This window comes from Breznakibacter xylanolyticus, from assembly GCF_003254275.1.
GTDB lineage: Bacteria > Bacteroidota > Bacteroidia > Bacteroidales > Marinilabiliaceae > Breznakibacter > Breznakibacter xylanolyticus.
The window spans coordinates 301,559-313,727 of record NZ_QKZK01000001.1 but is presented as its reverse complement, the minus strand read 5'-3'; the positions used below and the strand labels follow the sequence as shown (position 1 = coordinate 313,727).

The 12,169-nt window shown below is 48.6% G+C and carries 9 protein-coding genes; 6 read left to right on the top strand and 3 right to left on the bottom strand.

Going from position 1 to position 12,169, the window contains the following annotated elements; genetic code table 11:
* The 3 genes from LX69_RS01210 to LX69_RS01200 form a co-directional block, all read right to left on the bottom strand.
* The coding region (locus LX69_RS01210) for a hypothetical protein (RefSeq protein ID WP_221621233.1) at nucleotides 1–456 on the bottom strand (456 nt) is incomplete at its 3' end.
* A 172-nt stretch (nucleotides 457–628) separates the two neighbouring features.
* Complete coding sequence (locus tag LX69_RS01205) at nucleotides 629–2,050, bottom strand: carbon starvation CstA family protein (protein WP_111443963.1); 1,422 nt, start codon at nucleotides 2,048–2,050, stop codon at nucleotides 629–631.
* Between the two features lie 152 nt (nucleotides 2,051–2,202).
* A complete protein-coding gene (locus tag LX69_RS01200; RefSeq protein ID WP_170124181.1) occupies nucleotides 2,203–3,798 on the bottom strand; it encodes a glycoside hydrolase in 1,596 nt (531 codons plus the stop codon).
* 332 nt (nucleotides 3,799–4,130) lie between these two features.
* Here LX69_RS01200 and LX69_RS01195 point away from each other — a divergent pair, with 332 nt between their 5' ends.
* From LX69_RS01195 to LX69_RS01170, 6 genes are all read left to right on the top strand, one after another.
* Nucleotides 4,131–5,516 carry a radical SAM protein gene (locus tag LX69_RS01195; RefSeq protein ID WP_111443961.1) on the top strand — a complete coding sequence of 462 codons (1,386 nt, stop codon included), beginning with the start codon at nucleotides 4,131–4,133 and terminating at the stop codon, nucleotides 5,514–5,516.
* Nucleotides 5,517–5,933: 417 nt separating this feature from the next.
* Nucleotides 5,934–6,680, top strand: coding sequence for a RagB/SusD family nutrient uptake outer membrane protein (locus LX69_RS01190; RefSeq protein WP_111443960.1), 747 nt, complete (start codon nucleotides 5,934–5,936; stop codon nucleotides 6,678–6,680).
* Between the two features lie 744 nt (nucleotides 6,681–7,424).
* On the top strand, nucleotides 7,425–8,321 hold the full coding sequence (locus LX69_RS01185; RefSeq protein WP_111443959.1) for a T9SS type A sorting domain-containing protein: 897 nt from the start codon (nucleotides 7,425–7,427) through the stop codon (nucleotides 8,319–8,321).
* A 199-nt stretch (nucleotides 8,322–8,520) separates the two neighbouring features.
* Nucleotides 8,521–9,564: a family 16 glycosylhydrolase gene (locus tag LX69_RS01180; protein ID WP_170124180.1), complete on the top strand. Its 1,044-nt coding sequence runs from the start codon at nucleotides 8,521–8,523 to the stop codon at nucleotides 9,562–9,564.
* A gap of 26 nt (nucleotides 9,565–9,590) precedes the next feature.
* Nucleotides 9,591–10,673, top strand: a complete 1,083-nt coding sequence (locus tag LX69_RS01175) for a family 16 glycosylhydrolase (RefSeq protein WP_111443957.1) — start codon at nucleotides 9,591–9,593, stop codon at nucleotides 10,671–10,673.
* A gap of 207 nt (nucleotides 10,674–10,880) precedes the next feature.
* Entirely contained in the window at nucleotides 10,881–12,020 is a 1,140-nt protein-coding gene (locus tag LX69_RS01170) for a family 16 glycosylhydrolase (protein ID WP_111443956.1), read from the top strand.
* Nucleotides 12,021–12,169 lie beyond the last annotated feature (149 nt).

The following is a 12,169-nucleotide window of genomic DNA, read 5'->3' as shown; positions in this document are numbered from 1 at the left end:
TGTGCCACTATTATAACCGACCAATGCGCCGGTTTCTTCATTTCCTTTAACATTGGCATTAAGAATCTGAAGATTGGCAATTTTTCCGGATGAGCGACCAAAGAGACCCATATTATTCTCATCGGGACGATTGATGGTCAAACCGGAGATGGAATAACCACCACCGTCATAAATTCCGGAAAACGAATTATTTGAATTCCCAATCGACACCCATCCCTTGCCATCATTCCAAGTTGAGGTAGAAGAGGCATCAATGTTAGCAGTTTGAAGATAATAAGTACTCCAACCCCACTGAGAACTGTTTTGAGACAACCAAAGAAGGTTCGATAAATCAGAAATCAGGTAAGGCGATTCCGGAGTCCCGGATCCCTGTGGCATTAGAGCCGTTAAAGTCTGTCCCCACAGGGCAACAGACAACATCCAGAACACCACAATTAAGTGCAACGTTTTCTTCATTTCTTAGAATTTTATTTAACACAAAGCTATCAAAAATAAATAACCTCACAAAGTTAAGCATCTAAGAAATCTAATAATAAATTCACACCACTTAAAAACCTAGATTCATCAACAGAACCACCCCATCTATCAAATACAATTACAAAAAAAACATAACCCCCAAAAAAAGGGTTTATTTTTTCATAAAAAATCCCAATAGTAAAACAACGCTCACCCCACCGCCAATCCAGGTTCCCACGGTCGCATCGAAGGCCAGCCCCCCTGCTTTATAAGGTGCCACCAACAGATAAGCCACGCACACAGCCGTCATAAACGTGGCGGGGAGGGAGAGCAGCCAGTGCATCTTGCCCGATTTCTTCAAATAAGCCGCAGCCGTCCACAGCACAATGACGGAGAGGATTTGATTCGACAGACCGACATATTTCCAGATGGTTGCAAATTGAATGGTGGAGAGCACATAACCGATGGCAAATAAAGGGAGGGTCACCATCAGTCGTTTAGAAATGGAACTCTGTTCAACGCCCAAGATATCGGCAATGGTGAGTCGGGCGCTGCGAAAGGCCGTATCGCCAGTGGTGATGGGGCACACAATCACGCCAATAATGGCGAACACCGCCCCTGTTTTGCCCAGCCAACTGTTGCAAATCTCATTCACCACCCATGCCGCGTCGTGTCCCTGTGCTTCAATGGCATTGAGCCCTTCGACGCCGCCAAAATAGTTCATAGCAGCCGTGGCCCAAATCATGGTGACAATGCCTTCGGCGATCATGGCACCGTAAAAGGCATGTCGCCCATGTCGTTCCTTACGCAGGCAGCGTGCCATCATGGGCGTTTGGGTGGCATGAAAACCCGAGATGGCGCCACACGACACCACCACAAACAACATGGGAAACAAAATATTGGCTCCAGGGTTGGCATGGAAATTACGCAACGACGAGAGTCCGAATTCGGCCACCACCAACGAACCGGAAAATCCCTTGACCAGAATCGCCCCGCCAATGGCAATGGCCATCAACAACAAAAAACCACCCATAAAGGGATAAACCCGGCCTATCACTTTATTGATTGGCAACAAGGTGGCCAGGATGTAATATGCGAAGATGCCGTAGAGCCACCACATTTTACCACCACCGGTGAGGGATGCCAGTAGACCGGCAGGCCCCGAAACAAAAGCCACGCCCACAAACACGAGCAATAACAACGTAAAGACGCGCAACAACTGTTTGGCGCCCCCGCCCAGGTATTGTCCTACCATTTCGGGAATGCTGGCACCATGATGACGCAACGAAAGCATGCCTGCGAAGTAGTCGTGCACCGCCCCCATAAAAATACAACCCAGCACGATCCACACGTAAGCCATTGGGCCGTACATGGCACCCATCACGGCACCAAAAATGGGCCCCAGTCCGGCAATGTTCAAAAACTCGATGGTGAAAACCTTCCACGTGGGCATGGACACATAGTCAACGCCATCAGGGGTGGCTATGGCCGGTGTGGGGCGTGAATCGTCGGCACCAAAAAAACGCTCGATGAACTTACCGTAAATAAAAAAGCCTGCGACCAACAGCGCAATGGCAACAATAAACGTGATCATAAGAAATGGTGATTAAAAAAATGCGTGTCAGAATGCAAAGATATAAGCACAAGCCATTGAACATTCCCAAACGCTGCAAAATAAAAATGCATCTTGGACGCCTAAAAAAGGAATCCAAGATGCAACACATGTAGGGTTTGATGTTTAAAACGTTACTTGACCACAAAAGTGGTGACACTCTTGGCCGGGAACGATGCAGAAAAAGCATTCCCCGAAGGTGTGACCTCCGATTTATCACGATTTTGCGTCAACGAAGTTACATAAGCAGTCACTGAAGTCACATCAACGGGAAACATCCATTTCACGTTACTCACATCTACCACCGATGGATTCACCACCACAATGATTGTTTGCCCGTCGCCCTCATAAGCGGTCACTTTCAGTTCGGACGATTTATCGGCAGTGACATGGATGCGTGTATAGCCCGGGCGAACAAACTTAGCAAAATGGGCAAAAGCATGACCGCGCTTCAACGTTGCGCCTGCTGTGGTGCTCTTATCGCCATCTCCCAAAAAAGAATAATAACGGCGAATGTACCACCAGATGTAGGCATTCCAGTTATAAGACATGGCCGTGTGCATCGATTGCAACATCTCCACCGATTCGTTCCAAATGGTACTTTCGGCTGTCACCCATTTTTCACTCAGATTCATCAAGTACTCGGTCATCCACACCTCTTTTCCTTTTTGTTCGGCCAGGGAATGAGCAGACAATCCACCACCATAAATGTGCCCCCCTACAATGTCGAAGTTTCCAACGGCAGTGGCATCATTGAGCAACGGGTCGGTATAAACCTTGTTGAAGTTAAACGATTCGGAGGCCACCACCTTAGTGTTTTGAATGGTGCGGGCGTGATTTTGTACAAAACTCAAAAGTTGCGCCGGCGTCCAACGGCAACTTTCGTATTTCACCTCAATGTCGGGCTCATTTTGAATGGACACAGCATAAATGGGTACTCCCTGCGAGGCCATATAAGTCACAAATTCATTGAGATGCTGGGCATAGGCACCATAATTTTCGGGCAGCAAATGACCATCCACGCTATTATTATTATCTTTTAAAGATGCAGGGGGCGACCATGGCGATGCGATGATTTTCACGTCATACTTCACAATCTCCTTGAGAATGGTCGCCAACGAAACCCACGAGGACTGCTCTTGAGCGATGCGAACACGAACAATGGACAAGCCCAAATCCGACTCATCGCTACCAAAAATTTTCTTCACTTCGGTAGCCGACAGAGACTCGGAGTTCCAAATGGCAGCCCCGCCAAATCCCGAAATGGTTTGAAACTTTCGAGTCGGGTCAATGGTGTAACCCAAAGGGACAATCACCCGGGCTGCCTGCACCAACTCAATGGTATCGCCTGTAAGGCCATCGGGCGAGAGAAGCATCAAACGCATGCGATTCTTTTTAGTGGAATAATTCGCCGCATAGGTAATTTTCAAACCCTCCTGCTTTTTACTCTGTACCGCTGCACCACCCGAGGTGGGAGTGATAGATGAAATGAAAGCAGCACCTTCGAGCACCTCCGTCTTCACCTCCCATAAAGTATTGGCCCACATAAACTGTACATTATTCAACAACCCGGCATCGACAGACAATTCGCCCGAAGAAAAGGTACTGTTCACAAATTCAAGCTCCGCAAGGGGCTTTTCCACTTCACTGTCATCATCGGAACACGACATGACACCCACACACATCCAAAACATCAGGAAATACAACCCTGCCATTTTCATTCGTCTCATACATTGATGTTTTAACATTTATTCAAAAATAACAACCCCTTACATAATCCACTATCATTGAGGTATCCATCACTTACAAACGTGTAACAAATCACTAACAATGATGAAACATTTCCTGTTGATGAGGTAACATATTCGCACACGCAACCCAGCCATCACACTCTTTTCAAAACAGATACAACCCCATTCATCAAAACATCATTTTGCTTACGCTATCAACAAGTGACAGATACATAAACCACAAACATCTTTACACGATCACACGCATCGAGCTATTTTCAATTCCGCTATCTTTGCGCCCCGTAAGAGACATCAAAACAACTGCAACACAATTGAAAGCACTAATTAAATACCGCAACGCACTGGTAGAGGGAAACCGTAAGGAGTACGGCAACCAATACGACACCCTGCAATGGGTGGGCTACTACGAAGGCATGGAGATGGAAAACCAACGCGCCCAACTGCTCGAGAGCCTCGAGGACGCCATTCAATGGGAATTTCACAATACCAAAACCGACGCCACGCGCCTGTCGCCCGGCTGCCGCTTGTGCGGACAGGGGCAGTGGAGCTGCCTGTTCATCAACGGCAAATGCAATTGCAACTGTTTTTATTGCCCCACGTCGCAAAACGACATCAGCCTGCCCGAAACGCAAACGCTCACATTCGACGACCCGATGACCTACGTGGCCTACATCAAGAAGTTTGGCTTCAAAGGCATCAGCTTCAGCGGGGGCGAACCATTCCTGACCTTCGACCGGGTGCGCAACTTTCTCACAGTGATACGCCGCGAATTGCCTGCCGACATTTACGTGTGGATGTACACCAACGGCACGCGCGTGACCCGCGAACATCTGGAAGAACTGCGTGACCTGGGTCTCAACGAGATTCGCTACGACATTGGCGCCACCGACTACAACCTCAAGCCCGTGAAACAGGCCATTGGCATCATCCCCACCGTGACCGTGGAGATCCCGGCCGTACCCGACGAACTGGAAACACTCAAACAATGTGTGAAGGAGCTGGCCGAGGCCGGGCTCTCACACATGAACCTGCACCAAATGAGGCTGACCCCATACAACCTGCCACGACTGAGCGAACGGGGCTACACCTTTGCCCATGGCGCCCGCGTCACCGTGCCGGCAAGCGAGATGGCGGCGCTGGAGATTTTACGTTTTACCAAGGAAAACCACATCGATCTGCCCATCAACTATTGCTCGTTTGTATTTAAAAACCGATTTCAGAAATCGGGGCTGCGCAAAAAAATCGCACCTTTTGCCTTGACCGAAAACGACCAGGTGACCGAAAACGGCTACATCCGCCGTCTGTGGACCCCTCTGACCCCTGACCTCGAAACGCTTGCCTCCAGCGTCAACGCAGACATCGACCGCGACAAACAACAACTCGTATTTGACTTCGAGGCAATAGAAACACTCCGCCCACAGCTAACAACCATTCACGTGTCGTACACCGACGTGCGTTTCAACAGTCACGCCAAGGAGACCGACCAGATGATAGCTGTGCCACTGAACGAACAGCGTACCCTTTACATCGAAACGGCCAACGTGACCGGCACACCGACCCTGACTGCCGGACAGTTCGATCTGTTTGGCCGCATCACCCGCAACGAGGCATCCCTCGACGAAGTAGCCGACGACGAAATGCTTTTCGCCATTTGGCAATACGAATGCATTGAAAAGGGGTTGTCGGAAATATATTAACACCACTATCCCCAATGATATCAACGCGATGAATCCCCATTCATCGCGTTTTTTATTTTAACCGATTACCCATCCCAAATATCACACCATCATACATCAACACAAGAGGAAAAACGCACAAAGTCATCAGTAAACACGATGACAGAACCCATTTACAAAAGACGTCAAAAACAAAAAAGCACATGTCGTAGAGAAGGAAGATGAAAACCCTATTCAACAGATAAACAAAAACATAAAAGACACATGACGTACGAATGATGTATTTTTTTGATGACAATGATGAGTTAATGTGTATGCCAAAACCACGCGAAGCCCAACAAGTCTTAACATTTTTGCATCGATTTTTAACATCGCGACACACCACAACAAAGCATGCACATCGCACAATAGAATCATCAAAACAAAACACATCAAACCATGAGAAAAATCCTTTTCCTGCTGCTGTCGACCCTCTTGATGGGCACCACAGCCATTGCACAGGAATACGAAGTGAAAGGCACCGTGATGACCCGCACACGCAATCCTATTGCCGGGGGATGGGGCTTCAACAAACCCACTAAAAACCTCTACGATGCTTACGAACCGGGCGACCCGCGCCGCCAAGCCACCATTATCAACCCTACCGATGAGCAAATTGCCAACCCGGCTGAAGAAATCTACCTGGGCAGCCGCTACCTGAGCAAAAAATACGCCCTGATGAACCCCGATGGCAGCTACCCTACCTTGTCGCATCCCACACGTGGTGAGCTCAACCGAAAGATGATACGCTATGCCGATGTGTTGCTAATGTATGCCGAGGCCTGCTGTGAACTGGGCGACACCGAGGCGGCCAAAGGGGCACTTGAACAGGTACGCTTCCGCGCCCGACATGGCAATCCCGATATTCTGCCCCCCTTCCCTTATGGCAACTACGCCGACACACAAGCCGACCTGCGCGCGGCCATCCGCCACGAGCGACGCGTGGAACTGGCCATGGAAGGCCACCGATGGTACGACCTGGTACGATGGGGTGTGGCCGCCGAAGTGATGAATGCCTATCGCGAACAGGAATCGGATGCTGCAAAAGCTCACATGAACCCCTTTGTGAAAGGCACCCATGAACGGTTCCCCATTCCTGCTGCCGAAATCAATCTCAACCCAATGGAACAGAACTTTGGGTATTGAGCCATTCTTTATTTAGGTTTTATTAGAATAAAGATGTCCCGTTAGCGGGGCATCTTTTTTTTTTCGATTAAAGCAATGATTCAGAGAATCTCATTGTGATAAAAAATGACGTTTAAGGAACTCTGATGAGTCCTTGCCACAAGGCCGACAATCATACAAAGTTCACCTATCTATCCATCAACAAACATCTTTCCCCGCCTTTTTAAGAAATAACAAATACAGCAACTTCAGAAAGAACGTTGCGCGTCCTTTATCGCCTTTGAGGTTACCAAAACGATCTAAAAAACCTCCTTCATCAACGCCCCAAAGCTGGTACAGCCGCACAATCGGTGCAGTCCTCAATCCCTAAAAATGCTTCATCAACACTCAAAAAAACCACCTCCATGCATCCCAAGCATCATTCGATGCATGAGACACCCTCAATCGGCCATTGTCACAGACCAATTGCTCAAAAAAACAATCCATTCCCAACGACCTTGACCATGGCTCTCGAAAACACAAAAAAATGTTACCCACAAAAGGACACAAAAACGTCCCATGATGTAGTGGCTTGAGGAGACAAAAGAAAGCAATTCATCAATCTTTATACTTATATTCCAATACTTTAATCAACAGATGATGTAAGAATGATGAATTATTTTTTGAATATAGATGTAGTTATGATGAGGGCATTTTGGAGGTAAAACCATCCAACCGAAATAGTTTTGTGCTATCAATTTTTAATTCATTTAAATCATTCTTAACATGAAAAAATTAGCTACCACACTCGGCTGCCTCGTTGCTTTGGCCGCAACATCATTTAGCGCCATGGCGCAGGATGACTTTACAAAAGGAACCAATTACTATTTAATTTATCTGGATGAAGAAACAGAATTGGCCAATCTGCCGGGCAGTAAAATCGAAGGCGATTTCCGCCCCAACGGCTCCACACATAACCTTTGGATTTGGGGTGACACTTACAAAGCTCCCGCAACCTCAGGTCCTAACTGGAATGGCGAACCGGGAGCCTATCTGTCGTTTGCGGTTGCCAATGCAGGATGGTCGGGTCTGGGTTTTAACATCTCTGAAACATACGATTTTGGTGCAATCACCTCTGACTACACCTTTCACATTGCCATGAAAAGCACTGCCACCAACTCGCATCTACTTGGGATAGATGCCGGCACCGGAAATACCGGAAAAATTTGCATTGGCGCCAATGATTTCGTCGATGGGAATATCACTTATAAGCCCTACACCAATTTCCCTCGCGATGGCAAATGGCACCTGATTGAAATCCCCATGAGCGAATTTTTCAAGTCAGGCTTGCGTTACGATGTGGGCGCAGTCAATGGCACCAACGTGTTTTGGATGCTGAGCGGCAACAACCCCGGTACGGTCATCGATATGGATGCCATTTACATTTACAAAAAAACCGGTGGCTCGTCATCGGTGGCGAACCGTGATGGCAAACAAATCAGTATGCTGGTGAACCAAAACGAAGTCACCGTTTTCAATACCGATGCCACAGTCGAAATCTTTAGTCTCACCGGCAACAAGGTGAAAGAGAGCAACGAAACCTCCATCAACTGCAACGACTTGCCCAAAGGTTTCTACATTGTAAAGTCGGGTTCATTCAGCGGTAAGATCCAAGTGAAGTAATCCCCTCTCCATTCATGAACGCAACGCCGACCCCCATCCGGTGCATGCGGCGTTGCGTTCCCTTCAATTGCGAATAAGCCATTCACAAAGATGAGGTTGATAGGATGAGTATTCTTCTAAAGCATCCCAATGGAGCATCACTCCGATGAAAAACAAACAATTCACCTACACAGCCTTCTATAGGTTATATTACAATCGTATGAAAACAATTGCAACCCTGTTGACCACCCTTACCCTGAGCCTGTTGACCACCTTTGCCCAAGAAGGCTATCAACTGGTATGGAGCGATCAATTTGACGGAAATACCCTAAACCACGACCATTGGAACTATGAACAAGGGGGAAATGGATGGGGTAACAACGAGCTGCAATACTACACCGATCGAACCCAAAACGTGCGGATCGAAAACGGGTATCTCATCATCGAAGCACGTAAAGAGGGATATCCCACTGCGGCGCCAACACGTAACTACACCTCGGCACGCATCACCACTAAGAACAAAGTAAAGACCTGTTACGGAAAAATAGAAGCCCGCATCAGTCTCCCGGCCGGTGCCGGCACATGGCCTGCATTTTGGATGATGCCCAACGACAGCTATTACGGGAACTGGCCCCGAAGTGGCGAAATTGACATCATGGAACACGTGGGGGCTGACCCAACCATGATATCATTTGCCACGCACACCTACTATCGCAACGGCACCAACGGACAGAACCTTCATAGTAAGATTTACGAAGATGGCGTGGAAAACCAATTTCACCTTTATGGTGTGGAATGGCTCAACGACCGCATTCGATTCACCTTTGATGGCCAGGTGAGAGCCACCTTTTTTAGAAACTTCACCGAAGACTGGCGCGGCTGGCCTTTCGACAAAGACTTCTTCATCATCTTCAACCTGGCTTTGGGCGGAACCATGGGAGGGGTCGTCAACAACGACATTTTCAACAGCTCAGTGCAAATGAAAGTGGACTACGTCAACGTGTATCGCGCCAACATCACGCCCATCGCGAGCCATCCCTCCAACAACATTTTCGCCTATCCAAATCCCTGCACCGACAAACTGACCATCAACACCTCATCGCCCTGTCGAGCCGAACTATTTGACAGCATGGGATACTTGGTGAGCCATACTACACTGCAAACAGGCCAAACAATGCCTGTAACCCATCTCCCTAAAGGCATTTACCTGCTTAAAGTGCATCAAAACGAAACCATCACCACGCAACGAATCATCAAAAACTGACCACTTACATTCATACCATCTAAGCCATGAATTTCCGTAATCCAATACTGGCGATTACCCTTGAAATTGGGTTGCTCTTCATGCCTCAATCGTTCCATGCACAATCCACCGACTACCGCCTGGTGTGGTTCGACGAGTTTGACGGCACCAGCCTCAACCCCGACAACTGGACATGCGAAACCGGACGCGGCAACGGTGGCTGGGGCACCGGGCAACTCGACTATGCCACCGACACCGAAAAAAACGTGAAGGTAGACAACGGCACCCTCAAACTCACGCTGCGCAACGATGGCGCTCCCGATGGCAACGCAACACTCCCCTATACCAGTGGACGGCTCATCAGCTTTGGCAAACAATCGTTTCTCTACGGACGAATTGAGGCTCGCATCAAAGGCGTGGATACGCAGGGACTGGGATTTGCCTTTTGGACGCTGGGCGATAACTTTCAAACACGAGGGTTCGCCTGGCCCCGATGCGGCGAAATCGACATCATGGAAAACACCGGCAAAACACCCAGCTACAACATTGGCACCCTGCACTACAGCAATGGCGGACAACATGCCCAAAGCCAGGGCAACTACACGCTACCCGATAATCAAAAGTACCATAACGACTTTCACATCTTTGGCATAGAATGGACACCGGACTACATCTGGTTTTATGTTGATGACCATTACTATTTCAAACGATTCATCTTTAACCCCATGGACTACGAACCGTTTCACAAACCCCAATTCCTGATTTTGAGCACCGGGGTAGGCGGCAGTTATTCGGGTGCACCCGATGCCTCCACCGTGTTCCCCATGACGGCCGAGATTGACTGGGTGAGGGTGTACCAAAAATCAAACGCCTCGTCGGTGCCCGAACGCCCGAACGATGACCTGAGGGTGACACACAATGCCACCACACAAACCCTCACCATCGATCTGGCCAACGAAACAGCTTTACTCAAGCGCGTTGACATCCTCAACCTGAGGGGGCAATGCCTGCAAACCCTCATCCCCCCCTCACCCGACGGCATACAAACCGACGACCTGCCAAACGGAATCTACCTGGTGAAAGGATTTACTGACAACAAGGTGCATGTGAGGAAATTCGTGAAACGGTGAGTAGAAGTGCGGAAAGAGTGCGAAAGGGCATGAGTGCAAGAGTGCAGAAGCACATTAAATGAAGTAATTAAAGACACAACATCCCTAAAGTTGCACTTCGGGGGTATTAGGGGGATTTAAAGTGCAGAAGTACATTAAATAAAAGAATTAACAACATAGCGTTCCAAAGTCACCCTTGGGGGATTGAGGGGGCTTAAAATTAAACATATGAAAAAACTACTGGCCGCGAGCCTACTGATGCTTCCCCTGATGAGCGGGGCACAGAATTATCAACTGGTGTGGGAAGACCAATTTGACGAACCCGCCCTCAACGAAACCTTCTGGACCATTCAGGTGAATGGCGATGGCGGGGGCAACAACGAACTGCAATACTACCGACGGGAAAACATTTCGATAGAGAACCATCCCACCGAAAATGTGAGTTGCCTGGTGCTGAACGCCAAACGCGAAAACTATCTCAACAAGACATGCACATCGGGACGGGTGGTGACGCAAAATAAAGTGTCGTGCCGCTATGGCAAGATAGAAGCCCGCATTCACCTGCCCCACACAGCCAACGGCCTTTGGCCGGCATTTTGGATGATGGGCGAGGACATTGCGACCGTGGGCTGGCCACAGTGCGGCGAAACCGACATTCTCGAAATGGGACATGCCAGCGGCATTACCAACGGGACACAAGACCGATTGTTCAACGGCGCCTGTCACTGGGGACCAAGCTGGCAAAATCACCCCATGTATGCCAAAGAAACAACCTGGCCCACCTCCATCCAGGAAGGCTTTCATTTGTTCACCCTGGTGTGGACCGAAACCGCCATCAAAATGTACCTCGATCAGGACAAAAACCCCAACGTGGCACCCTACTACGAGATGGCCATCACCAATACAGCCACGCTCAACGACCCTGGCCATTACTTTCACAAGCCCTTTCACATTTTGCTGAACCTGGCCGTAGGCGGCAACTTCCCCGGAATTTGGGACATCAACAAAGTCACCGCGCTGGATGCCAACGGCACAGCTGCCAAAATGTACATCGACTATGTGCGCATCTATCAACAGGGAACGGTCAATGAAGTGCTTAACGTACCCGGCCAAAGCAATGCCATTACCCCCGATGCTGCCACATCAAAAAAAAACGTCCATCTCAACCCCGTCATCGACCATGTGATGCTCGACGATTTTGAACAGATGGACGAGGTGGCCATCGTCTCGCTCAAAGGTGAAATGGTGCAGAAAATCACCCCTTCGACCAATCGCATCGACCTCACATCGCTTAGCGCGGGTCTCTATTTGTTGCGCATCGCTTATAAAAATCACACCAACGAGACCCACAAACTCGTGAAACTATAACGCTTTGCCAGCTTTGTAAAAAACGTGCATATCGAAATACGACTTGCACGTTTTTAGTTATACAAGGGATCGATCAGCGTTTTAAAAAGAACATGGAGTTATCAATGAACACAGAGTCAAAATAAACGCTGAGGCCCGAAGGCGCTGAG

Excerpts from the sequence above, each read along its gene's own strand:
- LX69_RS01205 (WP_111443963.1), bottom strand. The coding sequence starts at position 2,050 with ATGATCACGTTTATTGTTGCCATTGCGCTGTTGGTCGCAGGCTTTTTT.
- LX69_RS01200 (WP_170124181.1), bottom strand. The coding sequence starts at position 3,798 with ATGAGACGAATGAAAATGGCAGGGTTGTATTTCCTGATGTTTTGGATG.
- LX69_RS01175 (WP_111443957.1), top strand. The coding sequence starts at position 9,591 with ATGAATTTCCGTAATCCAATACTGGCGATTACCCTTGAAATTGGGTTG.
- LX69_RS01170 (WP_111443956.1), top strand. The coding sequence starts at position 10,881 with ATGAAAAAACTACTGGCCGCGAGCCTACTGATGCTTCCCCTGATGAGC.
- LX69_RS01190 (WP_111443960.1), top strand. The coding sequence starts at position 5,934 with ATGAGAAAAATCCTTTTCCTGCTGCTGTCGACCCTCTTGATGGGCACC.
- LX69_RS01180 (WP_170124180.1), top strand. The coding sequence starts at position 8,521 with ATGAAAACAATTGCAACCCTGTTGACCACCCTTACCCTGAGCCTGTTG.
- LX69_RS01185 (WP_111443959.1), top strand. The coding sequence starts at position 7,425 with ATGAAAAAATTAGCTACCACACTCGGCTGCCTCGTTGCTTTGGCCGCA.